Source organism: Zavarzinella formosa DSM 19928, assembly GCF_000255705.1.
Classification (GTDB): domain Bacteria; phylum Planctomycetota; class Planctomycetia; order Gemmatales; family Gemmataceae; genus Zavarzinella; species Zavarzinella formosa.
The window spans coordinates 30688-53387 of sequence record NZ_JH636447.1 but is presented as its reverse complement, the minus strand read 5'-3'; the positions used below and the strand labels follow the sequence as shown (position 1 = coordinate 53387).

The following is a 22700-nucleotide window of genomic DNA, read 5'->3' as shown; positions in this document are numbered from 1 at the left end:
TTGGGATGCGGGTCAGGCCCCCTCTCCGAGGCGATCTGGCGGCGCACCGCAGGACAGGTGGCCGAGGTGGTCGGCGTCGATTGCGCCGCCGTCAATGTCCGGCCTTATGAAGATCTGCGGACCAGCCTTGTCGCCAATCCGGACCGCCTGCGGTTTGTGTGTCATGATTTCAGCGCCGGACTGGGGCTGTTTGAACACGGCCGTTTCGATCATGCCGTCTCCGGCTTGTCCATCTCGTATGCCGAGTCGTGGGATCAGGAACGCCGGGAGTGGACCCAGACGGCTTATGACCGGATTCTCGCCGAGGTCGGCCGTGTCCTTCGTCCCGGCGGCCGGTTTGTTTTTTCCGTCAATGTCCCGTCGCCGTCGTGGGCTCGCGTCGGGCTGAGTTCGGCCCGCAGCCTGATCACCACCACCGGCACGATGCGGTTCTTGAAAAAGAGCTGGCGAATGATCCGGTACGGGGCGTGGCTGAAGCGGGAGGCCCGCGCGGGTCGCTTTCACTACCTGCCGCACGCCGAGGTGACGGCCAAGTTGCAAGCCGCCGGCTTCACCAACATCGAACATCGGGTGACCTACGCCGGACAAGCCTATTTGTTCCGGGCGTTGTCGCCGTCGTAGACGAACTCGCCGCCGGATCGCCCGATCCCCCCGAGGAGACTCCATGAGAGGCAAGTGGGTTCGTCTCACCGCGAACCGTCGGTTTATTGTCGACCTGATGAGAGCCGCCAAATCCGTCCCCACCGTTCCCGTCGAGCGACGGATGGATCTGGGCCGGTTGAAAGAGGCCCGGGAACGACTGGACCCTCGCCCCTCCTGGGCGGCCCTGTTTCTGAAGGCTTACGCCTCCGTCGCCCGCGATGTGCCGGCGCTTCGGCGGGCTTATGTGAAACTTCCGTGGGCGCACTTGTGTGAATATCCGGTTAGCACGGTCAGCATCGCCGTGGAGCGGGAACATCAAGGGGAGAAGGCCGTGTTTTTCGGCCACATCCGGGAGCCGGAGAACATTCCGGTCGGACGGCTGACGCAACTCATCCGCTCGTATCAAACCATTCCGGTCGAGACCTGCCGGGAATTCCAACGTCTTCTTCGGGTCAGCCGCCTGCCCGGCCCGCTGCGGAGAATGGGCTGGTGGTATTACCTGAACTCCGCCCGCAACCGGGGGAATTGTTTCGGCACCTTCGCCCTCAGCGTTTACTCACGGCCGGGTTCCCAGTCTCTGCATCCGTTGTCCCCCTGCACCGGGACGCTCAACTACGGCCCGATTGACGAGGAAGGCCTTGTCACGGTTCGGCTCATTTATGACCACCGCGTGGTGGACGGCTCGACGGTCTCGCGTGCCTTGGAGGATCTTGAACACCAGTTGAACGGCCCGCTGGCGTCGGAACTGGATGGCGGAGTCGCCAGACAAATTTTGCGTCTGGCCGCGTAATTCGCCCGCCAAACCGAGTCCGCGCACGATGGCGAGCTTGCAGACAACGAGGTGGCAAGGGTGATTTCATCGGCCGACAGATGAGTGAGGCATGGATGCGCCTGCGGCCTCGCGGCCCAACTCACCCATTGCCGAGAAAATCCACTTTCTGATCTCTGTCGCGGAGCTCCCCGCCTGTATGACACCCGGACAGATTGCTTTGCAACTCTTACCTCGGGAATCCAATGCCGCCCGTTCATATTGCCCGCTTTGATTCGGCCACTCCGGCTTACTCACGGGCTTTCCACACATTCCTCTCGCATACCGACCAGAAGGAGAAGGCGCTTGGCTGGCTGACTCATGAGATCGAGTCGCTTCCCCGGAAAGACACCGCCATTGACGCCGGAGCCGGGACGGGGAAGCTGACCGCCTGGCTTTCCGAGCGGTTCAAGACGGTGATCGGCGTTGAGCCGAATCCCACCCTGGCCGATGATTTCCGGACGGCCTGCCCGCAGGCTGTTTTGATCCCGGAGACGATTCTGACGGCCGAACTCGGAACGCCGGCGGATTTCATCCTCTGTTCGCACGTTTTTTACTACGTTCCCCGGCCGGACTGGGAGGCCACCGTCCGGCGATTGATCGGCTGGCTGGCGCCCGGCGGCATGCTGGCCATCGCCCTTCAGAATCCCGACACCGATTGCATGCGGATGGTGGATCACTTCATCGGCGGGCGGTTTGATTTGGGAGAACTCGCCGCCGTTGCCGGATCGGCGCCGGGGGGGCCGTTCGATGTCCGGCTGGACACCGTTCAGGCTCACATTCAGACGGATGATTTGCAGACCGCGTGCGAAATCGCCGAATTTGTGCTCAACGTCCTGCCCATGCCAAGCCCGCCGCTATGGTCTGATTTGGAAGCGTATGTTGCCGCGCGTTTCGCCCGGCCCGAAGGCGGCTATCGGCTGTCATGCCACCAAGACTTCCTGCGGATTGTCCGTGCTCGCTGATTCAGCCCATCCTTGCAACCGATCATGTTGTTGAACAGATTAGTAATCAGGGCATGGAGCAAAATCTTTCAAGCCTCGCTCCGAGGCCAAAATCTGTGTTCCCCCATTTCGCCACAGGAATAGCCCCGCTTACTGGTGACACTAGTGTTTCTCATTATTTTTGGGCAACGGGGCCTCTGATGTAATTCGCACTTCCATTCTGTCGAATTAGAAGGTTTAACACTGAACGGCATCATGGTTGCAAAGCCACACGCCACGCCATTCTGAAGGCCCTTTGCCATCAGGAACAGGACGAAAGTTAGCAACTCTCACCGAGGAATATACATCATGACCAGCAAAACAAATTCGGCAGTGGTCGGCGTGTTCGAAAACCGACACGACGCGGACCAGGCGGTTGCCGATCTCCGCGCCGCAGGTTTCACGAGCGCTCAAATCGGCGTTGTCGGTCATAACAAAGATGGATGGGCGACCGACAAGACCCACGGCAACAAGGCCGAAGAAGGGGCTCTGATTGGCGCTGGCGTGGGCGCTGGCGTGGGAGGACTCGTCGGCCTTGGCATCTTGGCGGGGCTGATACCGGCTATTGGCCCGGTGATTGCCGGCGGGGCGTTGGCGGCCCTGCTCGCCAACGCGGCCGGCGGGGCGGCTATCGCCGGACTGGTCGGTACTTTGGTCGGACTGGGTCTTCCTGAAGAAGACGCCAAATATTATGACGATGAATTTCGGGCCGGCCGGACTGTGGTCACCGTCAATGCCGAAGGCCGTCATGGCGACGCATTCGCCATCATCCGTCGCAACAACGGCTACAACCGTGACATCGGCTCGGCCACCGGCCGACTGGCGACGCCGGCCGTGTAAGTCAATGTCAAGCCGTCATGGCTTGGCTTGATCGGCAACTTCAGCAGCAATCGCGCCGAAGGCGCGGCGGTAATTCCCCGTCCTTTTTTGCATTGTCTTCCCGAGAAAAACGAGAACTCGATACTTACCTCTCGACACTGCGAAACGGTTCCCTGATGAATGTTCGTAGCCGCAGGAATCCTGCCAGACTCTTCTAGGATGGCGAGATGGGATTGAAGCAAGTGTGATTTCCAAATGGACGTCAACACGTTGGATATTAGATCTTATTCACGATAACTAAGAAAATCGTCGTTAAACCCTTGTGTGACAGGCATTTGCGCCAAATATTCATTACAGTCCGCAAGTGCTTGTGAATAAGGCGTTTACGGCTATCGTGAATACGATCTATTGCATATGCCATATATCTAGGAATTACGCAGTTGCCCTTTTTGGCAGGTTGTAAAGGGGCTGTTCGAAATATTGCCTGAAGGCCTCGCGGATAATTCGCTGCTTGGCCTCGAACTAACTGAGTCCGGTGGTGAAGCGATGCCATTCGAGCCGGACAAAGGCCCGGATGACCAGTCCGATGTGATTGAACTGCGCCCGAGTCGAGAAGCACTGCCAGCCCTCCACGCCCTCAGCATACTCAAAACAAATCATTTACAGATGACCATCACCGAACCCGAATCGGGATGCCAGCCTGAGTGATTACCTTGCGAATGGGAGCCAGTTTGGCCTCTCCCTTTTCATCTAGGACGATGAAGAACACCGCACCGCCCCCGCTCAGCTTCCGGGATGCCGGCACGTCGATCCCGGCGATCGCTTCCAATCCCTTCCATGCCTGTTCAACTTGATCTTTTCGGGCGGCGGGATCGACCGCCTGTTCGGTGAACAGCACCAGGATGGCCACGGGGTTCGCCTTCCGTTGCTCCGGCCCGGGAACGGCCGCGACCGCTTTCGCCAAGTCTCCGATATCAGCCTTGCTTGGATCGAACGTGGCGCCCATGAAAAAGCCACTGACAAAGGGAAACCGGGAGTCTTGGCCTTTGAGCGAGGAAATGCCCGCAATCGCTTCAGTCAGCCCCGGGTGTTGGTCAAAGCTGGTCTTGTCGGGTGAGAGCCGGGGCAGCATGATCTCGGCCTTAACCGTTTCGGCGTAGGCAGCCGCCGAGAACAGCAGGGCAACGAGAGTGGACAATGTGATCCGTGACACGGTGAACTCCTGCTGGGAATTGCGGACAGTATACCGCACCCACGCTCGGCGGGGATGTAACATGCCTGCGACATCCCGCCCGTTATTTCTTCTCCCGCCTCCCCTCAATCTCGAAATCCCGCTTTTCGTTCCCTATTTCCACTTCGCCCTTCCCTTTGATCGTGTCTTTCTCGACCTTCAACTTGTACTTGATGACGAGCTTCATATCCTTCAACTCCCGCTCGGCGGTGAACGTCAGTTCCCCGTCCTTGAACGCCACGTCCTTTAATTTCGCTTCTTTTTGATCCGGCCAGTCCATCGTCCCGACGAGTTTGTCCCCAACCTTCTTGATGGAAAGGGTGGACTCCCGCTTCATCATGCCGACCGTATACTCACACTTCCAACTCCCGACCGGATCGGCCTTGTCGTCGGCCACCGCGATGTTGCACAACCCGAACACCAGTGCTGCCGTGAGAATCGCCTTCATATCCCAACTCCATTATGGATCATCTGAAACGCCAGCATCGGGCGCTTTCGGCTATTGTAGAGCTTGTTGGCTGGTTACCTTGGCTGTCGATGAGTTCTGTGGAGTCATGGTCGAAGAACTGTAGGTTGAAGGTTTGCCCCTTGTGGCAGCAGGTGACAAAGCCTCCGTTTGCTTGTATCAGCGATGGCCCGGCATGCTGTTTCGTGACGGCCAATAATGTCAGATCAGCGTCATTGCTCAACGGGACTTACACCGGAGCGAATCGCGATATTAGTCAAGCGGTTTTCTTGGCGACTTTATGACACTACCCCCACGTTCGGTAACGCTTGCGCAACGCCGAGTTGGAACCAGGGTCTTCTTGCGGTAGAGTGAGGCGTCTGGGAATAACAGTATCAGGGATATGGCCATGCGACGAGTTCTGACGGCAATGGTGTTTGGCTTGGCAGCGGTGGCCGGAGCGGCACCGGCCCCGAAGGTGGCGTCCGCAGACCGGGTGGTGGCCAACCCCTCCAAGGATATTGTCGTGGTGACGGACCGGGACGAGTCGGTCAAAGATTTCTTCCGGCGCCAAAGGATGGTTGTCGGCGCGACTTCGGTGGAAAAGGGGGTGACGGCCGACTTCCCGCACCTTGGCGACGTACTGGAAGCCGACAAGCCGGTGACGGTGTTCGTCAGCCTTCCGGCGTGGAACGACGATGAGAGCCTCCAATTCTACGCGACACGCCTCCGGATTGCCCCGCCGGCGGCGGCGGTCGTCAAGCTATTCAAAGACCGGAAAGGAGACAGTCGGGTGGAGGCGGTCTTCCGGCGGGATGCAGACGGCTTACATCACCTGGTCGGGTACGCGACGAGGCGACTCGACTTCTACCGGGACGCCAAGGCGAATGAGACGGACGGGTTCGGGCCCGCCGACCTGAAGTTCGGGCCGGAGAAAAAGTGACTCTGGGCTGTGAATACGCAGGAAACGGCGACGGACAAAGCGAAGGCGTACAAAGATGCCAAGCATCCCATTTTTATGGCAAAATCATGCTGAAGATACTCCCATTACTCGCCCTTCTCACCGCCCACGGCTGGGCTTACGCCGACACGTTCAAATTCAAGAGCAAACGAGACGACGACCGGGTGACCACAAAGATCGAAGACGGCAAGACGATCATCGACATCACGTCCCCGTCCGGCATCAGCGAACTGGTCATCGAACGCACCGGGGAGACCTGGCCGGAAAACATTGTCCTGCGGCTGAGAATATCGGGCCTGGAGAAGTTCTTCGCGATTAGCGAGAAAGTGACGCTCGGGGCGACAGTAAAGAGCCACCGCGACGACAAGCCAGTCCACGTGTGGGTGGAGTACAGCAAAGAATCGCCGGCCGACCCGAAGAGCCCCTTCTGGATGGACTTTCAAAGTATCGGTGCGGACGGAAAGCCCACGCAAAAGATCCCCCTGCAAAATGGCTACTTTGTAATGCGTCTGCCCAAGCCGTTCTTCGAGGGCAACCCGGCGTCTGTCAATCTGGAGTGGATCGACTTTCTCCGTAAGTAACGGCCTGAGTTGAGGACTTACGCCCCGCCAGCCCGCTGCCGGACCACCTGCTCGGCCAGCCGGTCGAGGAAGTGCGCCTCGTCGTCGGCCTGAACCCAGTCCCAATCGACGTTAAGAAGTCGGTCCGGGGCCGCCAAATCGCGGACTTCGACCACGGTGTCGGTCAAGATGACCCCCGCGAGCCCGCCGGCTTGCCGCAGCACCCCAAGCAGAACGGCGTGGGCCGACTCCGACTCGAACAGCACCGAACTGGCCGCCCCGGTGGTGGCGGTGAACGACAGTTCGGCGTACCGCTCGCCCGTCGCCACGGTCAGTTGGAGAGCGTCGAGGGCTATGCACTCGTCATCGGGCTCGTCGTCCCACCACTCGTCCGTGACCTCGTCGGCGGGAACCCGGAGGACCACTTCAAACCACGCCGATTTACGTCCGATCACGACCGGTTCGGGAGTGATGGATGGGACGGGGGCAAACGGCAGTCGGATGACCTCGCCGCCCGGCAGCGTCACCGCACACGGCGGGTCGGCTGACGGGACGACGGCCCGGCTCACCGCCAGCAAGGCCGGTCCCACTTGCAGAGGCGGCAGATATAGGTTCACCGAGCAGCGCCATCCCACGGTTCCTCCTCCGTCATCGAATGAAACGTTTAAGGGCTGCGGCCGACGCGTCTGGCCCTCTCATTTCAAGAGCTAAACTCCCCGTTCGCCTTTTTCGCTCGCTTTGGCATCCGTGCCCCCGGTCCCCGATTGTGGCCCCCGCATCGTGTCCCACACAAGCCACCCGACCAAACACCCAACCACGGCCCCGGCCCCTAACGCGACCGCCTGCCGGGGGTTGGTCAGCACTCGCGGGTCCAGGATGGCGCCCAACGCCGCCAATACGCCGCTGATCACCCCGGCGACTGCCATGCCCGCAATCCCGGCCAGCACCCCGGCTCTCGGTGGCCGGAGGGTAAACCGGCCGACCACCGCTCCCAAGGGCATGGAGGCGGCGGCGAATACCCACGGGGGGATGACTCCGAACCCGCCCAGTGCGACGAACGGCAGACACGCCGCCAGGTGCGTGTACGAGTACCGTGTGAGTTGCCGGATGTCCTCCGGCGACGCGCCTTGCCCCATTCTCTCGCCCCTGTTGGTTGCCATATCCCCGGAAGATACCGACCAATTCTATTCCAATTGGACGCCCGACACCGTCTTTACCCCGGTTCTGGGGATGACAATGATCCGGTAAGCGAAGCCCTTCCTGTCCTGCTTCATCGCCCCGTTGTAAAGCGACACGTTCGCATCTTCGTCGATCTTCGGCACAATGTCCGGCGGGTCGGCGGCTTCGGACACGATGACGCACACGATGCCCATAGTGAAGTCGAACTTGGGAACCGCCTCCGACGGCCGCCACGCCTTCCAGATCGCTATCACTTCGTCGACTGAGATCAGGTGGTGGCGGGCGGTTTGAAACTTCTGCGGGGCCAGTTCCATCTTCGCCATGTCCCCGACCAGCCCCGTGTAGGATGCCGATACCTGAATCACCGTTTCACCGGCGTGGCCGGCGCCGAAGGAAACCAACGTGAAACAGACCACGGCGGTAAGTATTCGTGACATGGGAACTCCTATCCGGCCACCAACGCATCGGCACCAGTATACCGTTGCGTGGAGCATCAACGGTGTAACTTTCCTGAAACGCCCGTCGTGGATATGGCGTTTGAGAGCGTGGCACCGCTCATTCCCGTGGAAAAGCAAAGGAATCACCAATGGGAATCGAATGCACACTCCGAGTGGACGCCCCCGACCCCGCCCGGATACTCCTTCTGATCCAACGGTTGCCGGAAGTCCGCGAGACGGAGCACGGGTTCGCGGTCGGATCCTACGGAGGTGGCTGGGCGTCTGCGTCATTGTCCCTCGACCCGCAGGGGGTGTGCTTCTGCGACTACGCCCGCACAGGAACGCAACTCGGGCTACTGGTCGCTTGGCTGGCCGGGGAGTTTGGCCGTGTCAGCGTGAAGGGGTTTTAACCGGACGGTATGCGATTTGCCTTCGTTATGACAGAGTTCAGTTGGTTATGATGGTGTTGGTTTTTTCATTCCTACGGACTGGCTGACCGAAAGACTCTGTTACGGAATTCTGAACATTGGCCTATCTTCACTCGACTCAACGGATGTCCCGGCTCGCTCCTTCCGAAACCACCGTCCTTTGAGGAGAATTGTCACTATCGGACATTTCAAGCCGACGTTGGCATCTCCCTTGCATCGTTCATGATCCCATGTCGGCCTTCGGCTGCTTCAATGTCCTTCCCGATCCGGCACGGGAGTTTTCAGCTTTGTCATGGAGTCATTGCATGAATCGAATCATGAAACTCGCCGCCCTTGGCGTCGGCGGTTATTATGCCTATCGGGCATTGAAACCCAAATACGATTACCGGGACCGTCATGTGGTCATCACCGGCGGGACCAGGGGATTGGGCCTGGCGATGGCACGTCGGCTGGCCTCTCTTGGAGCGAGGCTGTCTGTTTGCAGCCGGAACGCCGGTGACGTGGAATCTGCCGCCGCCGAGCTGCGCGCCGCCGGTGCGACGGTTCACGCCGCCGCCTGTGACCTGACACACGCCGTCAATATCCGGCGGTTTCTTGAGGAAAGCCGTCGACTCGGGCCGGTGGATGTGCTGATCAACAACGCCGGGATCATCGAGGTGGGCTCGCTCCAAGACCTGACGATTGACGATTTTGAGCGGTCCCTCGACACGCATTTTTGGGCGGTTTACAACGCCTGCCAGGAAGTGCTTCCGCAGATGCGCGCCCGCAACGAGGGCCGGATTGTTAATATTTCGTCATTTGGCGGAAAAGTGGCGGTGCCGCATTTGCTGCCTTATTCGGTCGGCAAATTCGCCTTGGTCGGATTCTCCGAGGGATTGAGATCCGAGGTGGCCTCGGAAGGCGTCAAGGTCACCACCATATGCCCCGGATTGATGATGACGGGCAGCCATCTCAACGCCCGCTTTAAGGGACGACACGAAGAGGAATATGCATGGTTTGCCTTGGGAAATGCGACACCCGGATTATCCATGTCGGCCGACACGGCCGCCCGGAGAATTCTGGCCGCCTGCGCCGCCGGAGATTCGGAACTGGTTCTTGGCCTTCCGGCCAAACTGGCGGTGATCGCCCAAGCGATTTGTCCGAATTTGATGTCTGGAGTAGCCACGCTGGTCAATGATCTGGTACTGCCGAAGCCCGGCGGGATCGGGGCGAACTCTGTCGCCGGGCGTGGCAGCCGTCGGCTGGTCAACCCGGCACTGACCGCGGTGCCTGACCGGGCGGCCGTCCGCAATAATGAAACTGGCGGCCAGCCGTTGTCCGCAATTCTGTGACAGCCACCCTCGCGTGGCAGAACAGTTCGATACTCGATTTCCAAACACGGCCAAACCATCAGTTTTGCGGGAATTCATGTCAAGTATCGGAAGCGGCGGATGACCGAATTGGAGAGAGAAGCAGGCGACGAACAACCCAATCAGGAGAGAACGCCACATCCGGCGTTAGTCTGATTTTCCGTTGTTCTTGATCTTTTGTCCGGTGGCGACGAAGAATTCAATCGAGCCTCCTTAAACATCGCCCAGTCGTAAATTTTATTCTGCTAGGATTCGCGCCGACTTGACGGATGTTTCATGCCGTGCTGAAGCCAGTGAATGAACGGAACAACCGCTCCAAGCCGAGCCGCAAACTGGCGTAAGCATCGTCGTCTATTTCAAATGTCACAACCACGATTCCATGATTGCTCATCGCGGCGTCACGCGCGAGCGTCAACCGAAAACTGGTCCGGGTCAGATCGGCGGCCGAGAAGCAATTCACTCCCGCGTTGCTCTGGTCATCCAATTCGACGTACACGCTCCCATAGCCGGTTTCAAAGTCCTCCGTGTCTGCCTCGGGTGATTGGAGTTGGAGGTAGTGGTCGGCCCCGTCATCGAAGTGGACGGTGAGCATTCCTTCGTCTGTGAACACTTCGACGGCGGTGGCGTGAAATTCGCGCATCATTTCTCTACGCTCCAAGCCCGGTAATAGTCCAAGGCCGCCCCGGTCAGATATGGACGAAGCTTCTCGCCCGCAAGCCCACCGGCGACGCACTCGATAAAGCATTTGCAGACGGCGTTCCTCGCTTCGTCGTCCGAGGCGGCCCACTGCGACACCATTTCACCGAGGGCCTCTTGTTGTGACTTGGACAACGTATCTGGCAGGAAGCTTGCGAGCTCGGCGAACACGCCGTAGTGGGTGAACGAGCAGTCGTCCTCCCGGAAACAGTTTCCGGGATCGTCCCAGAAGCCGGCAAACGCTGGGAAGACCTGGACAAGTCGGGTCAACAATTCCAGGGGAGTCATGCCGCTTCATGCACGGGATGATGGGTTATTTTACTGAAGTTGCCAATCCCACGCAGAATAAGCGTGCGTCAGGCCCTTAATCCGTCAAAACGTCTCTCAGGTCAGATTGTGGTGACCTTCTTGCATTTTCCGAGGAAATTGTGTTCGCACGCGAGCTTGGTTCGACCGAATCGATCATCAAGCCAAAACTCCAAACCAACTCATCGCACAGGCTCGGCTGACGGCGGAGCATCGGAAGACCCCTTTGCCCTGGCCGGCTTTCCATTCATGAACCTGTTGCAGCCGCTAATTCCGGAGACCCGAAGCTGGAATGGCTGAAGTTTCTCGTCGATGCAAAGCCCAAGAGTCAAATTCTCAACCGAGCCGTCCGGTTCAATCTGCCACCATTTGCAGTCTTTGCAGAGACCCCATTCGTCTTTTTGTTTCGCCATTGTCGTCACCTGAGTTTATGGACATGGATGGAGTGCGCAAGCAAAAGGGGCAATATTCGTCACCCCTTTTGACCGGGTTCTTAATCGGCGTCTTCGCCATGCCTTTTCCCGCCATCATTCTTCGGTCCAGGTTCCTGCCTTGAATGCTCTCCCGTTCCGGTGAAGTCACCGAGGCGATGCTTGGTATCCTGTTGTGTTCCCGTGGCATCCTTCGGTCCCGAAGTTTTCCCGGATTCGTCCTGGTCCGGTTCTTCAAAGACCGTGCCGGCGTTTGATCGGTTTTCAGATGGCACCGGGCCGGGAGTGTGGTTCTTCTTGCTCATGATTTAATTCTCCAATGGGAGGTAAGGAATGACACAAGGGTGCAATCAAAGCGCCCAAAAAACCTGTTTTTGATTTTCGGTGCCCTCAACCCTTTTCGCCGCCAACTTCTGTTGCTGTCACTTCTCCGGTCCCGTTTGACCGACTCTTCAACGATGTGAAATTTGCCGGATTTTCCTCCGGCCCCGCCAGAGCAAGCCCGCCAGAAATCATGCCTTGGACGGCTGATGAATGATTCCCGACGTCTTCGGGGCAGGCATCGATTCGCCCATTTGGACGGCATTGGTGTTCCCTGCCATAAGTTTTTCGATGGCCTTGGGCATCAGACGGTGGAGAAAGCTGAATGGGCCCCCCTGCCAGCCGGTGATCACTTCGTCTTCCGGTTCGACGACCAGTCGCACCAGTTCGTCGATGGTTGTCTTCGGGTCATACGTCGGGGGGATTGGAACCGCCTTCTTGCCTGTGTAATTCCCCGCGTGCTCGAAAAATTCGGTCTCATGGGCCATTGGCATGACGGTGCACACCCGGATGTCCGTGATCTTCTCCTCCCCGAGTTCCTGCCGGAGCGCGTCACCCAGGCCCACGACGCCAAACTTTGACGCCACGTAAGAGGCATAAAGCGGGGTGGGGATTTTTCCGAGGGCCGAGGCAATGTTGATGAGCGTTCCCTTTCCCCGGGCGCGGAAGTGTGACATGGCGTGGTGACTGCCGTAGGTCACGCCGAGCAGGTCAGTCCGGATCACCTGCTCGTGATCCTCCAGAGGGACCTGATCAAACCGGCCGACCGCGGCCACCCCGGCGCCATTGATCCAGACGTCGATCCGCCCAAACCTGGCCACCGCCTTGTCCGTCAGGGCGGCCACAGCGTTCCTGTCGCTGACATCGGTCGGGACGGCCATCGCCCGGCCCCCCGCCGTTTCACATTCTTGCGCCAGTTCGGTCAACGCCTCCGGGCTCCGAGCGGCGAGAACGACCGAGGCCCCGCGTTTGGCCAGTTCGAGAGCCGTTCCCCGGCCGAAGCCGCTGCTCGCCCCGGTGATGACGACGATCCTGCCTTGATATTCGTTGTTGTCGGACATTGTTGCGCCCCAAAGAATTGACCGGGCAGCGCATGAAGCCGTCCGGAAGGTTGTGATCACTGGCAAAAGTGCAACACCCGTGCCGGATTTTCCGAAAAACCTGTCATTATTGGCTTTCTCGGGGCGGCCCCGTTTCAGGGGATGAATGGATTGACAGCCCGGATCATGGCGAGAGAGTGATGTGAACGCAAACGACCAAATCAATGTCAGTTCCGGGGTTTGCTGTCTGACCAAACACCATCCTCCTTTGACTGATCACCCTCCCATGAAGTCCGACAAGCAAGACTCTCCGCATGCTTCGGCCCCGCCGCAATCGCCCGCCGCGCTCCTGCTCGCCGATGTGATTAATGATTTTGATTTCCCCGAATGCGAGCAGTTGCTTCGCCATGCCCGTTCGGCGGCCGAACGCATTGCAGAATTGAAACGCCTCGCCCGGAGGGAATCCGTGCCGGTGATTTATTTGAACGATAACTTCGGCCGCTGGCGCTCGGATTTCAAGGCCACCGTGAATCATGCCCTTCAAGGGCGCGGTCGGGAGATCGCCTCGCTGCTGAGTCCCGAAAAAGATGATTATTTTGTCCTGAAGCCGAAGCACTCGGGTTTTTTCTCAACCTCCCTGGACACGCTTCTCGGCAGCCTGGGCACGCGGCTGGTCGTGCTGGCCGGATTCGCCGGGAACATTTGCGTCCTGTTTACCGCCGCCGACGCCCACATGCGCGAGTTTCGGATCATCGTGCCCGCCGACGCCATCGCCTCCAACACGCAGGAGGAAAATCAGGCGGCATTGCTGTTGTTAACCGGGGTGTTCAAGGCCGATGTGCGACCGGTCCGGGAACTGTCATTTGCCGAGGCCATCCGACATGCGAACCGTCATTCCGACGGTTCGTCAACCTCACCGGGATAAGCATGGTTGAACACACTCCGTTCCGCCGAAGACCGGGGCGTGATGCCTTGCGAGCGGCTTTTTCACTTCTTTAAGCCCTCGTCGTGCCAGGATAATAGGAGGTTCCACAGGGGATTGTCCCCATGCCGGGTGGCTTGCGCAAACCGATCATGCGGCATCGGTTTTGCAATAAAAATCGGGTGTTTCCTCAAACATCCCCCGGGAAAATTTCATCATGAGATTCCTGACCGTATGCGTCATGTTCTGCGCCTTGGTTGCTTCAGCCCGCGCCACCGAGAAAAAAACTGACCCGCAAATGCAGGCGGTCCTCGACCAGCTTGCCGCTTTGAACCCGAAGCCGATCGACAAGCTGACGCCGGAGGAGGCCCGCAAGCAGCCGGGTCCCTCAGACGCGGTCAAAGCCCTTCTGAAAAAACAGGGCAAGTCCGTTGATCCCGAACCGGTCGGATCGGTCAGGGACGTGACATTCCCCGGAGCCGCCGGGAAATTGACTGCGCGGGTGTACGCACCGAAAGGCGACGGTCCGTTCCCGGTTCTGGCCTACTTTCATGGCGGCGGCTGGGTGATTGCCGGCATTGACGCCTATGACTCCTCCTGCCGGGCGTTGTGCAACGCGGCCGGCTATCTGGTCGTGTCCTGTGATTACCGCCGGGCTCCGGAAAACCCGTTCCCCGCCGCCGCCGAGGATGCGTTCGCCGCATACCAATGGGTGTTGAAGAACGCCGCCGACTGGAAGGGGGACGGGAAGAAGGTCGCGGTGGGCGGCGAGAGCGCGGGCGGGAATCTGGCCGCCGTCGTCTGCCTGCGGGCGCGTGACAAAGGCATTCAACCGCCCGTGTGCCAGTTGCTCGTCTATCCGGTGACGAACAACAACCTTGACACCTCTTCCTATTTGGAGAACGCCGACGCGAAGCCGCTCAACAAGCCAATGATGAAATGGTTTTTCGCCCACTACATCGGCAATCAGGCCCCGCATCCCTATGCGCTGCCGCTTCTGGCCGGAGACTTTTCCAGACTTCCCCCGGCAACCATCATCACCGCCGACATCGATCCGCTGCGTGACGATGGCAAGGAGTACGCCTGGGCTCTCACGAAGGCCGGGGTGAAGGCGGATCACAAAAACTTCGAGGGGGTCACCCATGAATTTTTTGGCATGGGCGCGGTGATTGACAAGGCGAAGGACGCCGTAAAGTTCGACGCCGCAGGGCTCAAGGCGGGGTTTGGCAAATAGCCCCGGGTGAACCTGATTTTCACCCAGTCCGTCCCGTGGCACATCTCGATTCTCTCCGGCCCATGCGGTAATTCAGTCAGTTTTCATTCCGACCTTTCACCGAGGACAGACAAATGAAGGCATTATGCTGGCATGGCAAGAGCGACGTGCGCGTCGACACCGTCGCCGATCCCGTGATTCAAAACCCCCGCGACGCGATCATCAAGGTGACCGCGACGGCCATTTGCGGGTCGGACCTCCATTTGTACGACGGTTACATGCCGACGATGGAGGCGGGCGACATCCTCGGCCATGAGTTCATGGGCGAGGTGGTGGAGACGGGCGCCGCCGTCACGAACCTCAAAAAAGGCGACCGCGTGGTTGTCCCGTTCACGATGGCCTGCGGTTCGTGCTTTTTCTGCAAGAAGACGCTGACTTCCTGCTGCGACAACTCCAACCCCAACGCCAAAATCGCCGAGGCGGCGATGGGGCATTCCCCAAGCGGGCTGTTCGGATATTCCCACATGCTGGGCGGGTTCCCCGGCGGGCAGGCCGAGTTCGTCCGGGTGCCGTTCGCCGATGTCGGGCCGTACAAGGTTCCGGCCGGGTTGCCCGACGAAAAAGTCCTGTTTCTGACGGACATTTTCCCGACCGGATATATGGCCGCCGAGAACGCCGAAATCGAACCCGGGGACACGGTGGCGGTGTGGGGCTGCGGTCCGGTCGGCCAGTTTGCCATCAAGAGCGCGTGGATGTTCGGGGCCGGACGGGTGATCGCCATCGACACCGTGCCAGAACGGCTTCGGCTCGCCGAGACACATGGGAAGGCCGAGACCATCGACTTCATGAACGTCGAGGGTAGCGTCTACGACCGTCTTCAGGAGATGACCAAAGGGCGGGGGCCGGACCGCTGCATTGACGCCGTCGGGGCCGAGGCTCACGGGACGGGAAGCATTCCGGCCGTGCTTGACAAGATGAAAACGGTCATCGGAATTGGCACGGACCGTCCCGCCTCCCTGCGGCAGGCCATCATGTGCTGCCGGAAAGCGGGAACGGTGTCCGTGCCGGGGGTGTACGTCGGATTCCTGGACAAAGTGCCGATGGGGGCCTTTGTGAACAAGGGCCTGACGATGAAGTCCGGCCAGACGCATGTCCATCGTTATCTGAAGCCGCTAATGGAGAAGATCGAGAAGGGCGAAATCGACCCGTCGTTCCTGATCACTCACCGCCTGCCGCTCGCGGAGGCCCCGGCGGCCTACAAGACGTTCCGCGACAAACAGGACGGTTGCATCAAAGTGGTGTTGCGCCCCTGAGTTTTTTGGAAACCAACCGTTTGACCGAGGAGACAATCATGCCACGCGGCGACAAATCCAGTCACACGGCCAAGCAGAAACGGAAAGTCGAACACATTACCGACAGTTATGAGAATCGCGGGGTTTCGGAGGGCGAGGCCAGCCGCCGGGCTTGGGCCACGGTAAAGAGCGAGTCGGGGGGCGGCAAGAAATCGGTCGGCGGGGGGGGCATCCCGACTCACACGCCTCCAGTCGGAAGGGCGGGACCAAGGGAGAAGCGGCTTCCGCAAGCCGAACGGTCGGCGGCGGCGGAGAAAGCGGCGGCGACCCGAAAGCGGAATGCCGCAAAATGACGGCTTCAAGAGGCGGCCGGTAGCACTCCCGCCACGTCCCGCGGTTCGGCCGGCTTCAAAAAGTAGTGATCGAATCCCTCCCGCCGGGCCCGCGGTTCCATCGACGAGTAGCCTGTGAGCGCGACCAGCATGGGACGGCGACCCAAGGCCGCGCACAAGTCCCTGGCCACGTCGAAGCCGGATTGCTCGCCCAAGTCGATGTCCAGCACGGCGGCGTCCGGCCGAAACCCGGACCGGACTAATTCGCCGACTTGCCGGGGACTATATGCCACCCGGGTGTCGTAGCCCATCATGTCCAGGACCGTCGCCAGTGAATCGGCGGTGTCTTTCAGGTCGTCGACCACAAGGACGGCCGGGCGGTTGGGAGAGGTTGTCATTGCCGACTCCGATCTGGCTTGAAATGACGCACGGGTGGAAACCGCTGGCTGATTGGCAAGCGAATATTAAATAAAATTTTCTCAGATCCTTCAGCCCGGTCAACTTCATTTATTCAGGAAAGGATGTTTAGGGCTGAGGGCAAGCCCCTTGTCGGAGTGGCGGCGGCGCTTGATTGCCACCGTCGCATTTCCCTGAATCATATGCATTTCCTTGGACAACAATCCTTTCGGAATATTCACGAACACTGGCCCAAGGGATGCTGTTTCCCAACCATGCCCGTTTGCGAACGGAGACGATCATGCTCACGGTCATCAGACGCTGTCCACGCTGTCCCATAATCAAAGGTTACATGGAGTCCGTCCTTAAGGGACTTTTTGAGGATCTCCACGTTGACGCCGTCATGCAGAACGGTGATCCGGGAGAGTTTGTGATTTTTGTCAACGGCATTGAAGTGATCCGTCGCGACAGCAATTTTTTGCCCGACATTGAGGAGATTGAAAAGGCGGTTTGGGGAGCAACGCACGCGGTCGCATGATTCAATCTCATACAGATGATCGAGTAGAAAGCATATATTCGTATTGCTTTGCAACAGTTGTTTTGTTTTCGGCGTTGATCCTGACACACGTTTACATAGGTCGCCCCAGGTGAAGAACACCATGCAAACATTCGTCAAACGCCGCCCGGGGATCCGGCGGCATACGGACTTGGATAATATGGCTGTTTGATTAGAACTTTTCCGGTCATCACAGGCAGAATAATGTCAGAGTTTTTAAAATCTCCCGGACCTAATACTCTCACGCCAATCTTTTCAACCCCCTTGCGTATGGAGACCGTCAGCACGGACAATCTTCTCACCCGTCAAACATTCCCAACTTTTCCCTGAGCCATCCCCTGCCGCCACAAGCAAAATATCTCGCGGTCCTTATTGCCGACGGTCATCCCATCGTGCGCGAGGGGGTGAAGGCGCTGGTCAACATCCAGCCGGACATGCGGATTGTCGGAGAGGCGGCCGACGGGCAGGAGGCGGTCAGACTGGCCAAAGAGTTGGAGCCGGATGTGGTGGTCCTGGAAATCTCTCTTGGGGGCGTTGATGGCGAGATGGTGACCGTCTCACTCCGGAAGAATCAAAAGGCCGTTGTCCTGACGGCGAGGGAGGAGAAAACTTCCGTCAGGCGGTTGCTGGCGGCGGGCGCCGCCGGGTACGTCCTGAAGCGGGCGCCCGCCGATCAACTGACGCAAGCGATTCGGACGGTGGCCGGCGGAGGAATTTATCTGGACCCGGAGATTGCGGGAAGGGCGGCCGATGATTTCATCAGTCCCGAAACACCGGAGGCCGCGTTGAGCGCGCGGGAGCTCCAGGTGATGCGTCTGATCGCCGCTGGGCACGGCAACAAGAAGGTGGCCGCCAAGTTTCGTCTGAGCGTGAAATCCGTGGAAACATACAAATCCCGCTCGATGGAGAAACTGAAGTTGCGCGGCCGGGTCGATCTGATTCGCCATGCCTTGAAGAACGGCTGGCTGGACGAGGCGGCTTTTGACCCGCCCCTTGGCGGCGATGAATTCTCATGACCGCCGCCTTTCGATCATGCCTCTGCCGTCAACAAATGTCCGAAAATCTTTTTTAAAACCAAAATTGATAAGGATTTATGTCAATCGGCATGTGAGATGCTCCAGTTCCTGCCAATGTTTCCCCGGAGCACGCCATGAATACTGTCATCAGGAGTTCGCAGGAATGCCCGATGGCGCATCGTTACGCGCTTGACGTGGCCGCCGCGCTCGGACGTGATCTTCATGTCCATGCGGTGATCCAGAACGGAGACGCGGGGGAATTCGCCATTTTTGTGAATGATGTCCTGATCCTGCGAAGAAGCATCGACACCCTGCCATCCGTTCAGGAAGTGGAGACTGCCGTTCAAATCGCCCTCGTCTTAAAAGCCTGACCACCCACCAACCCTTGATGAATCTCGAAACATGAACCTCCTGATCAAACGATGCCCGAGCAATCCGGAAGTGCGAAGCCTGACCGAACAAACAGCGGCCATCCTCCGTCAACGTCTGGGAATCAGCCCGCGCATCATCAACGGCCGGGCCGCGGAATTCTCGGTGTATGTGGACGGCGTGCCCGTGATGATTTTGGACAGCCGTTCGCTCCCCTGGCCGGAGGAAGTCGAGGCGGCCGTGCAAAGCATGGTCACGGCCTGAGACAGGCCTGTTGTTTTTCCGCAATTATCGCAAAGATCACCACGCCATCAAACATGAACCATGAAGAAAAAAGCTCCGCCGGAAGTGCGTTCGTTCGAGGAGAGGCAGGCCGCCCTGACCGATCTTCGCAACCAAAAGATGGCCCGCTCGGCCCATGCCTACGTTCGCGGAAACACACAGCAGTTTTACGAATGGCTCGCCACGACGGGCGGACGCTCAACTCCCAAGGGGCCGCCGGTCTGGATCTGCGGAGACTGCCATCTCGGCAATCTGGGTCCGATTGCCAGCGCCAAGGGGAAAATCGACATCCAGATCCGTGACCTGGACCAAACCGTCATCGGCAACCCCGCCCACGATCTGATCCGTCTCGGATTGTCGCTGGCGACCGCCGCGCGAGGCTCCGACCTGCCGGGTGTCACCACCGTGAAGATGCTGGAGCAGGTGACGGAGGGATATGCCCAATCCTTCTTGCAGGCATCGGACACGGGGGGCGGGGAGACCGAACAGCCCGAAGCCGTGCGGTGGGCGATGCGTGAGGCGTTGAACCGCAAGTGGAAGCACCTGGCCCGTGAGCGGATCAGGGACACAACACCCACGATTCCATTGGGAAAGAACTTCTGGCCTCTTTCCGAGTCCGAGAAGAAACAGATCCACGCGCTGTTTGAGACCGAACAATTGCGCCGGCTGGTCACGGCTCTGGGCTCGCGAGACGCGGACGCGCCGGTGGAGGCTCTCGACGCGGCCTATTGGGTGAAGGGGTGCAGCTCCCTCGGCCGGTTGCGGTACGCTGTGTTGCTCCGCGTCGGAGGCAAAAAGGGTGAATTGTGCCTGATTGACATCAAGGAGGCGGTCAAGCCATCTGCCCCGCGCCACCTCAAAGCCAGGATGCCCCGCGACAACGGGGAGCGGGTCGTGCAGGGGGCGTGGCATTTGTCCCCCTCCCTGGGAGACCGCATGCTGGCCGCGAAACTCGACGGCCATTCGGTCTTCCTCCGGGAACTGCTCCCGCAGGATTTGAAATTCGACATTGAAAACCTGTCCCGCGAAGAAGCTCTGAAAGTGGCCCGGTTCCTGGCGACGGTGCTGGGGAAGGCCCACGCCCGGCAGATGGACGAAACGGGCCGGAAAAAGTGGCAATCTGAGATGAGCCGCAACCATTCCAAAACAATGGATGCGCCTCACTGGCTCTGGTCGAGCGTCGTCGAACTGGTCGCCAGCCATGAGGGCGGTTATTTGGAGCACTGCCGCAAATATGCGATGGCGGGCGGGGTTTGACAGCCGTTTGCACAAAGAATGTTGGTTTTGGGGCGGACCTCGCAGACGCAAACATCTGCGGCCATCAAGACCGCCCATGCCCCGCGTTTGGTTGGAGGAAATCAAAACAGGCTTTTAGCTTCTATCACCCCGTCCGGCCGTGCTCACTCCCGCCGCGGCATACGCGGAACAATGCCCCGTGACGCCACGATAGGCAATCGCTCCCCCCACGGTGGCGAGCAGGCATCCCGCCATGCCGCCAATTCCGACGCCGAACCCCGCCAACACCGCCCCGCCCACGGTGGACAGGGCACGTTCATCGGGTCCGACATTCACCTCGGTGTCATGGGGTGGCTGGTCCAGATCCCGCACTTGCTGCTTCGTCATCGAATATTCCGTTGTCGCCGCCATGATGTCTCCTTGATTCGTGGATGAAGCCGCCAGAGACGGCAAGTCAGCCTGTTTTGCAACCAGGGCGCCACTGACCGAAAAAACTCACCACACTTTCAAGCTTTTTGTCATACTCCCACGCCGGATGCCGGGGATGCATTTGCCGAAATAGCCGCAGAGATGCGATCGTTTTCGTTTTGATTCCTTGCGTTAGCGGGCGTCAGGGGCCGAAGCCCGAGAGCAAGCGACGGCGAAGCCGGAACGCAAGTCACTTCTTCACCCTCGCCTTCCAATTCCTTTCCCCCTCTTTCCCCTCCAACTCCGCCACCTTCAACTCCAGCCTCAACCTCTCATCTTCAGACAGTTTCAAAGCACGGTACAACACCACCAAGCGGGGCTTGTTACTTTTGGGCATCCAGGAGAAGCGTTCCAGCAGGAGGGGGATCGTTGCCAACTAGACAGTGAGGAGGCGGGTCATGGCGTGGCCGTCTTTGTCGTTTGTTTGACCAATTTATGGGCGATCACTCTCCCTTTCCTTTCATGAGCCACATCCTGCAAGCATCCAACGCAGTTTTCGAGTAACGGCCGGTTTTGAATGCTCATCTGAGTGGAAGCGAGGATGACGTGGGGGAAGGGTTAGGGCTTTCTGGTCATTCCTGAAGTTCCCATTTGATGACCTTGCCCACGAACTCTCCTCGCCCATACCGTTCCCAGAACCACGAGAGCATCTCGTCGTAATCCCTGAACCCGTCGGCCACAGCGAACTCATCAGCCGTGGCAGGATGACGTGACTTGTCTCCAAAGGTGATTCCCGACTCACGAATCGCACAATAACCGACCATTACGCACAATGGATCTGGGACTATCAGTTTTCGGCACGCTTTCGTTCGTTGCCCAGTGAAGAGTTGCAGACGATCACCGAGCTTGCATCTGGCATTTCACCGCACTGTCTGCCGTTTGATTCCTGCTTGCACCGAGTCAGCAAAACGCTCTTGGAAATTGATCGCTACCACTTCACCTCGCTTCCCGTCCAACTCTGGACTGTTTCCCCTTTTCGTCCGTTACTTGACTGCTTATGTCTACTTGCGCTTGATCGCACCGCACTTCTCGCATCGCAAATCGTAATACCGACCGATCATATGCCCATCCCAAGTCCGATACCCGCTCAATAAGGTTTTCCATTTGTGCCGGCAGAACCGTCCCACGATCAGATTGAAGAGCCACGCTAACATTTGCCCTCGCTGTAGCCTTCGTTCCTAGACGCCTTCCACCGCTTCCGCACAAAGGACGGCGACAGCTTCCTGATCTTCGGCCTACCCATCGGGATGGCTGCCTTCTTGTCGCACACTGTCTCAAACGCCGAATAGTACGCACTGGCTTCATGGACGAACTGGCATAACTTGGCCACCGTTCCGCGAGCATTGGCCATCTCCTGAATGGGGGCATTGCCGTTCTTGATCTTGTCCAGAATCACGACCAACTGCTGTGCGTCGGCTATCGCGTGCTTCATGCGGGCCACGGAGGCTCTGCGCAGGCTGTCGGTTGCATTGTTATCGCTCATTTTGCCCTCCTTGGCTTGGTTGGTTTGGACTGCTCACCACGACTGGCAAGCAATTTGACGTGATTTGCGGCATGCGGCGGGATGTGGTTGAGCCGCAGCCATTTGTGAATTGTGACCGGATGGCGCCCAAGCTCACGGACCATCGCCGATTTCCAGCGACGCCCGTACAGATTGAGGCCGATCCTTGCGAACTCATCCGGGGTCATTCAGCCGCCGAGTCTTCCAGTCGAATGACGTAATCCAGCACTTTGTCAGACCATCCGTCAATGTGGACCCACAAGCCGTAGCCGACACCGTTCTTGGCGCTGGCGACGTTAATCATGAACCCCTTCAGGTTCGGCACCGGGTCGTGACTCTGCTCGTCCGTGATGACAATCAACCGGTCGCAGGCCGGAACCTTGCCGACCGCCTTTCCTAGCTCCGTCCCGCCATGCGGCTGGGAACCGACAACAGCATCACGCAGAGCAAACCCGCGACAGCCCGGCACTTCCTTTAGGTC

The 22700-nt window shown here is 59.0% G+C and carries 29 protein-coding genes and 2 pseudogenes; 17 read left to right on the top strand and 14 right to left on the bottom strand.

The genetic code is table 11. The annotated features are described in order from the left end of the window. The 4 genes from BGIM_RS0136970 to BGIM_RS0136955 form a co-directional block, all read left to right on the top strand. The coding region (locus BGIM_RS0136970; RefSeq protein WP_238537800.1) for a class I SAM-dependent methyltransferase at positions 1-621 on the top strand (621 nt) is incomplete at its 5' end. Positions 622-664: 43 nt separating this feature from the next. Next, entirely contained in the window at positions 665-1432 is a 768-nt protein-coding gene (locus tag BGIM_RS0136965) for a hypothetical protein (RefSeq protein WP_020474661.1), read from the top strand. Positions 1433-1656: 224 nt separating this feature from the next. After that, on the top strand, positions 1657-2415 hold the full coding sequence (locus tag BGIM_RS0136960; RefSeq protein ID WP_020474660.1) for a class I SAM-dependent methyltransferase: 759 nt from the start codon (positions 1657-1659) through the stop codon (positions 2413-2415). Positions 2416-2742: 327 nt separating this feature from the next. Next, a complete protein-coding gene (locus BGIM_RS0136955; protein WP_020474659.1) occupies positions 2743-3273 on the top strand; it encodes a general stress protein in 531 nt (176 codons plus the stop codon). Positions 3274-3925: 652 nt separating this feature from the next. Here BGIM_RS0136955 and BGIM_RS0136945 read toward each other — a convergent pair. Both BGIM_RS0136945 and BGIM_RS0136940 read right to left on the bottom strand, forming a co-directional pair. Then, the gene (locus tag BGIM_RS0136945) at positions 3926-4528 is read right to left on the bottom strand and encodes a hypothetical protein (RefSeq protein ID WP_157369710.1); all 603 of its coding nucleotides are present in this window, start codon (positions 4526-4528) and stop codon (positions 3926-3928) included. 19 nt (positions 4529-4547) lie between these two features. Then, positions 4548-4931, bottom strand: a complete 384-nt coding sequence (locus BGIM_RS0136940; RefSeq protein ID WP_020474656.1) for a DUF2147 domain-containing protein — start codon at positions 4929-4931, stop codon at positions 4548-4550. 406 nt (positions 4932-5337) lie between these two features. Between BGIM_RS0136940 and BGIM_RS0136935 the strand changes: the two genes are divergently transcribed. Next, a complete protein-coding gene (locus BGIM_RS0136935; RefSeq protein WP_157369709.1) occupies positions 5338-5871 on the top strand; it encodes a hypothetical protein in 534 nt (177 codons plus the stop codon). Positions 5872-5957: 86 nt separating this feature from the next. Further along, positions 5958-6470, top strand: a complete 513-nt coding sequence (locus BGIM_RS0136930) for a hypothetical protein (RefSeq protein ID WP_029631352.1) — start codon at positions 5958-5960, stop codon at positions 6468-6470. 17 nt (positions 6471-6487) lie between these two features. Here BGIM_RS0136930 and BGIM_RS0136925 read toward each other — a convergent pair whose 3' ends face one another. From BGIM_RS0136925 to BGIM_RS0136915, 3 genes are all read right to left on the bottom strand, one after another. Further along, entirely contained in the window at positions 6488-7084 is a 597-nt protein-coding gene (locus BGIM_RS0136925; RefSeq protein ID WP_020474653.1) for a hypothetical protein, read from the bottom strand. Between the two features lie 72 nt (positions 7085-7156). Beyond that, complete coding sequence (locus BGIM_RS0136920) at positions 7157-7585, bottom strand: hypothetical protein (RefSeq protein WP_020474652.1); 429 nt, start codon at positions 7583-7585, stop codon at positions 7157-7159. A gap of 48 nt (positions 7586-7633) precedes the next feature. After that, positions 7634-8065: a hypothetical protein gene (locus BGIM_RS0136915; protein ID WP_157369708.1), complete on the bottom strand. Its 432-nt coding sequence runs from the start codon at positions 8063-8065 to the stop codon at positions 7634-7636. A gap of 149 nt (positions 8066-8214) precedes the next feature. Here BGIM_RS0136915 and BGIM_RS0136910 point away from each other — a divergent pair, with 149 nt between their 5' ends. Together BGIM_RS0136910 and BGIM_RS0136905 are read left to right on the top strand one after the other, a co-directional pair. After that, positions 8215-8475, top strand: a complete 261-nt coding sequence (locus BGIM_RS0136910; protein ID WP_020474650.1) for a hypothetical protein — start codon at positions 8215-8217, stop codon at positions 8473-8475. 323 nt (positions 8476-8798) lie between these two features. After that, the gene (locus BGIM_RS0136905; RefSeq protein WP_020474649.1) at positions 8799-9824 is read left to right on the top strand and encodes an SDR family NAD(P)-dependent oxidoreductase; all 1026 of its coding nucleotides are present in this window, start codon (positions 8799-8801) and stop codon (positions 9822-9824) included. A gap of 292 nt (positions 9825-10116) precedes the next feature. Here the strand turns inward: BGIM_RS0136905 and BGIM_RS0136900 are convergent, their stop codons facing one another. The 4 genes from BGIM_RS0136900 to BGIM_RS54380 all read right to left on the bottom strand — a co-directional run bounded on the left by BGIM_RS0136900 (position 10117) and on the right by BGIM_RS54380 (position 12657). Continuing rightward, the gene (locus BGIM_RS0136900; RefSeq protein WP_020474648.1) at positions 10117-10485 is read right to left on the bottom strand and encodes an Imm10 family immunity protein; all 369 of its coding nucleotides are present in this window, start codon (positions 10483-10485) and stop codon (positions 10117-10119) included. Next, on the bottom strand, positions 10482-10826 hold the full coding sequence (locus tag BGIM_RS63925; protein ID WP_020474647.1) for a hypothetical protein: 345 nt from the start codon (positions 10824-10826) through the stop codon (positions 10482-10484). Before BGIM_RS63925 ends, BGIM_RS0136900 begins: the two co-directional genes overlap by 4 nt. Before the next feature lie 511 nt (positions 10827-11337). After that, a complete protein-coding gene (locus BGIM_RS0136885) occupies positions 11338-11580 on the bottom strand; it encodes a hypothetical protein (RefSeq protein ID WP_020474645.1) in 243 nt (80 codons plus the stop codon). Positions 11581-11787: 207 nt separating this feature from the next. After that, positions 11788-12657, bottom strand: a complete 870-nt coding sequence (locus tag BGIM_RS54380; RefSeq protein WP_040891487.1) for an SDR family NAD(P)-dependent oxidoreductase — start codon at positions 12655-12657, stop codon at positions 11788-11790. Between the two features lie 265 nt (positions 12658-12922). Between BGIM_RS54380 and BGIM_RS0136870 the strand changes: the two genes are divergently transcribed. The 4 genes and pseudogenes from BGIM_RS0136870 to BGIM_RS0136855 all read left to right on the top strand — a co-directional run bounded on the left by BGIM_RS0136870 (position 12923) and on the right by BGIM_RS0136855 (position 16416). Beyond that, positions 12923-13561, top strand: a complete 639-nt coding sequence (locus BGIM_RS0136870; protein WP_020474642.1) for an isochorismatase family cysteine hydrolase — start codon at positions 12923-12925, stop codon at positions 13559-13561. Positions 13562-13775: 214 nt separating this feature from the next. After that, positions 13776-14792 carry an alpha/beta hydrolase gene (locus BGIM_RS0136865; RefSeq protein WP_202947368.1) on the top strand — a complete coding sequence of 339 codons (1017 nt, stop codon included), beginning with the start codon at positions 13776-13778 and terminating at the stop codon, positions 14790-14792. 113 nt (positions 14793-14905) lie between these two features. Next, the gene (locus BGIM_RS0136860; protein ID WP_020474639.1) at positions 14906-16084 is read left to right on the top strand and encodes a zinc-dependent alcohol dehydrogenase; all 1179 of its coding nucleotides are present in this window, start codon (positions 14906-14908) and stop codon (positions 16082-16084) included. A gap of 38 nt (positions 16085-16122) precedes the next feature. Then, a pseudogene (locus BGIM_RS0136855) lies at positions 16123-16416 on the top strand (plasmid stabilization protein). Positions 16417-16421: 5 nt separating this feature from the next. Here the strand turns inward: BGIM_RS0136855 and BGIM_RS54375 are convergent. Beyond that, positions 16422-16793 (bottom strand): response regulator, encoded by a 372-nt coding sequence (locus BGIM_RS54375; protein WP_020474638.1) that lies wholly within the window; start codon positions 16791-16793, stop codon positions 16422-16424. 299 nt (positions 16794-17092) lie between these two features. On the opposite strand from BGIM_RS54375, the gene BGIM_RS0136845 reads away from it, so the two are divergent. The 5 genes from BGIM_RS0136845 (at position 17093) to BGIM_RS0136825 (ending at position 20271) form a co-directional block, all read left to right on the top strand. Beyond that, complete coding sequence (locus tag BGIM_RS0136845) at positions 17093-17329, top strand: hypothetical protein (protein WP_157369706.1); 237 nt, start codon at positions 17093-17095, stop codon at positions 17327-17329. A gap of 329 nt (positions 17330-17658) precedes the next feature. After that, the gene (locus BGIM_RS0136840) at positions 17659-18363 is read left to right on the top strand and encodes a response regulator (RefSeq protein WP_063607950.1); all 705 of its coding nucleotides are present in this window, start codon (positions 17659-17661) and stop codon (positions 18361-18363) included. 134 nt (positions 18364-18497) lie between these two features. Beyond that, positions 18498-18734, top strand: coding sequence for a hypothetical protein (locus BGIM_RS0136835; protein WP_157369705.1), 237 nt, complete (start codon positions 18498-18500; stop codon positions 18732-18734). Between the two features lie 31 nt (positions 18735-18765). Then, the gene (locus BGIM_RS0136830; RefSeq protein ID WP_020474634.1) at positions 18766-18996 is read left to right on the top strand and encodes a hypothetical protein; all 231 of its coding nucleotides are present in this window, start codon (positions 18766-18768) and stop codon (positions 18994-18996) included. A 60-nt stretch (positions 18997-19056) separates the two neighbouring features. Continuing rightward, positions 19057-20271 (top strand): DUF2252 domain-containing protein, encoded by a 1215-nt coding sequence (locus BGIM_RS0136825; RefSeq protein WP_020474633.1) that lies wholly within the window; start codon positions 19057-19059, stop codon positions 20269-20271. A gap of 114 nt (positions 20272-20385) precedes the next feature. On the opposite strand, the gene BGIM_RS54370 is transcribed toward BGIM_RS0136825, so the two are convergent. From BGIM_RS54370 to BGIM_RS0136795, 4 genes and pseudogenes are all read right to left on the bottom strand, one after another. Beyond that, positions 20386-20661 carry a YgaP family membrane protein gene (locus BGIM_RS54370; RefSeq protein ID WP_020474632.1) on the bottom strand — a complete coding sequence of 92 codons (276 nt, stop codon included), beginning with the start codon at positions 20659-20661 and terminating at the stop codon, positions 20386-20388. A gap of 1204 nt (positions 20662-21865) precedes the next feature. Then, the gene (locus BGIM_RS0136805; protein ID WP_020474629.1) at positions 21866-22201 is read right to left on the bottom strand and encodes a hypothetical protein; all 336 of its coding nucleotides are present in this window, start codon (positions 22199-22201) and stop codon (positions 21866-21868) included. After that, the gene (locus tag BGIM_RS0136800) at positions 22198-22407 is read right to left on the bottom strand and encodes a hypothetical protein (protein WP_020474628.1); all 210 of its coding nucleotides are present in this window, start codon (positions 22405-22407) and stop codon (positions 22198-22200) included. Before BGIM_RS0136800 ends, BGIM_RS0136805 begins: the two co-directional genes overlap by 4 nt. After that, a pseudogene (locus BGIM_RS0136795) lies at positions 22404-22700 on the bottom strand (TROVE domain-containing protein); the annotation flags it as partial. The pseudogene BGIM_RS0136795 and the gene BGIM_RS0136800, both read right to left, overlap by 4 nt.

Excerpts from the sequence above, each read along its gene's own strand:
- BGIM_RS0136825 (WP_020474633.1), top strand. The coding sequence starts at position 19,057 with ATGAAGAAAAAAGCTCCGCCGGAAGTGCGTTCGTTCGAGGAGAGGCAG.
- BGIM_RS54375 (WP_020474638.1), bottom strand. The coding sequence starts at position 16,793 with ATGACAACCTCTCCCAACCGCCCGGCCGTCCTTGTGGTCGACGACCTG.
- BGIM_RS0136860 (WP_020474639.1), top strand. The coding sequence starts at position 14,906 with ATGAAGGCATTATGCTGGCATGGCAAGAGCGACGTGCGCGTCGACACC.
- BGIM_RS0136900 (WP_020474648.1), bottom strand. The coding sequence starts at position 10,485 with ATGATGCGCGAATTTCACGCCACCGCCGTCGAAGTGTTCACAGACGAA.
- BGIM_RS0136865 (WP_202947368.1), top strand. The coding sequence starts at position 13,776 with ATGAGATTCCTGACCGTATGCGTCATGTTCTGCGCCTTGGTTGCTTCA.
- BGIM_RS0136805 (WP_020474629.1), bottom strand. The coding sequence starts at position 22,201 with ATGAGCGATAACAATGCAACCGACAGCCTGCGCAGAGCCTCCGTGGCC.
- BGIM_RS0136945 (WP_157369710.1), bottom strand. The coding sequence starts at position 4,528 with ATGTTACATCCCCGCCGAGCGTGGGTGCGGTATACTGTCCGCAATTCC.
- BGIM_RS0136935 (WP_157369709.1), top strand. The coding sequence starts at position 5,338 with ATGCGACGAGTTCTGACGGCAATGGTGTTTGGCTTGGCAGCGGTGGCC.
- BGIM_RS0136800 (WP_020474628.1), bottom strand. The coding sequence starts at position 22,407 with ATGACCCCGGATGAGTTCGCAAGGATCGGCCTCAATCTGTACGGGCGT.
- BGIM_RS0136910 (WP_020474650.1), top strand. The coding sequence starts at position 8,215 with ATGGGAATCGAATGCACACTCCGAGTGGACGCCCCCGACCCCGCCCGG.
- BGIM_RS0136870 (WP_020474642.1), top strand. The coding sequence starts at position 12,923 with ATGAAGTCCGACAAGCAAGACTCTCCGCATGCTTCGGCCCCGCCGCAA.
- BGIM_RS0136920 (WP_020474652.1), bottom strand. The coding sequence starts at position 7,585 with ATGGGGCAAGGCGCGTCGCCGGAGGACATCCGGCAACTCACACGGTAC.
- BGIM_RS0136960 (WP_020474660.1), top strand. The coding sequence starts at position 1,657 with ATGCCGCCCGTTCATATTGCCCGCTTTGATTCGGCCACTCCGGCTTAC.
- BGIM_RS54380 (WP_040891487.1), bottom strand. The coding sequence starts at position 12,657 with ATGTCCGACAACAACGAATATCAAGGCAGGATCGTCGTCATCACCGGG.
- BGIM_RS0136940 (WP_020474656.1), bottom strand. The coding sequence starts at position 4,931 with ATGAAGGCGATTCTCACGGCAGCACTGGTGTTCGGGTTGTGCAACATC.
- BGIM_RS63925 (WP_020474647.1), bottom strand. The coding sequence starts at position 10,826 with ATGACTCCCCTGGAATTGTTGACCCGACTTGTCCAGGTCTTCCCAGCG.
- BGIM_RS0136915 (WP_157369708.1), bottom strand. The coding sequence starts at position 8,065 with ATGTCACGAATACTTACCGCCGTGGTCTGTTTCACGTTGGTTTCCTTC.
- BGIM_RS0136845 (WP_157369706.1), top strand. The coding sequence starts at position 17,093 with ATGCTCACGGTCATCAGACGCTGTCCACGCTGTCCCATAATCAAAGGT.
- BGIM_RS0136835 (WP_157369705.1), top strand. The coding sequence starts at position 18,498 with ATGAATACTGTCATCAGGAGTTCGCAGGAATGCCCGATGGCGCATCGT.
- BGIM_RS0136905 (WP_020474649.1), top strand. The coding sequence starts at position 8,799 with ATGAATCGAATCATGAAACTCGCCGCCCTTGGCGTCGGCGGTTATTAT.
- BGIM_RS0136965 (WP_020474661.1), top strand. The coding sequence starts at position 665 with ATGAGAGGCAAGTGGGTTCGTCTCACCGCGAACCGTCGGTTTATTGTC.
- BGIM_RS54370 (WP_020474632.1), bottom strand. The coding sequence starts at position 20,661 with ATGGCGGCGACAACGGAATATTCGATGACGAAGCAGCAAGTGCGGGAT.
- BGIM_RS0136930 (WP_029631352.1), top strand. The coding sequence starts at position 5,958 with ATGCTGAAGATACTCCCATTACTCGCCCTTCTCACCGCCCACGGCTGG.
- BGIM_RS0136885 (WP_020474645.1), bottom strand. The coding sequence starts at position 11,580 with ATGAGCAAGAAGAACCACACTCCCGGCCCGGTGCCATCTGAAAACCGA.
- BGIM_RS0136830 (WP_020474634.1), top strand. The coding sequence starts at position 18,766 with ATGAACCTCCTGATCAAACGATGCCCGAGCAATCCGGAAGTGCGAAGC.
- BGIM_RS0136955 (WP_020474659.1), top strand. The coding sequence starts at position 2,743 with ATGACCAGCAAAACAAATTCGGCAGTGGTCGGCGTGTTCGAAAACCGA.